1 protein-coding gene is annotated in these 449 nt (G+C 65.5%); it reads left to right on the top strand.

Going from position 1 to position 449, the window contains the following annotated elements; all coding sequences use genetic code 11:
- Nucleotides 1-60: 60 nt before the first annotated feature.
- Nucleotides 61-449, top strand: a 389-nt coding sequence (locus Q5762_RS37160; RefSeq protein WP_315896726.1) for a hypothetical protein, incomplete at its 3' end; no start/stop codon positions are given.

The following is a 449-nucleotide window of genomic DNA, read 5'->3' as shown; positions in this document are numbered from 1 at the left end:
CACCCGCCACGCCCTGCCTGAACAGGCGCGGCGGCGGGTGTCGGATGTGCGGAGCACCGGATGACAAGCTTCACGTTTCCACTGTCCTCCGCTCAATTTTTCGACCTGCTGCCGATCAGCGAGATCACGTTTTATTGCCCGCCAGTCAGCAGCTTTTCGCGGACGGGGGCTGGCGAGGTCATCGTGGCCGATATTGGCGCGCGGCTCTGGCGGGGCGAGATTACATTGGGCAAGATGACCCGCGCCGAGGCTGGTTTTGCGCGCACCATGATCGACATGCTGGGCGGCGCGGGTCGCAGCTTCATGGTCTGGGATCGGGCGGCAGCATTTCCCCTGCGTGACCCTCGCGGGGCCGCACTGGGTGCAGCAACGCCCACAATCCACACCCTTGGCAGCGACGGGTCTACACTGAGGCTGGCAGGCCTTCCGGCGGGCTACCAGATGGAGCC

This window comes from Streptomyces sp. P9(2023), assembly GCF_032436795.1.
GTDB lineage: Bacteria > Actinomycetota > Actinomycetes > Streptomycetales > Streptomycetaceae > Streptomyces.
The sequence above is the reverse complement of the archived record's forward strand: the minus strand, read 5'-3'. Positions and strand labels throughout refer to the sequence as shown.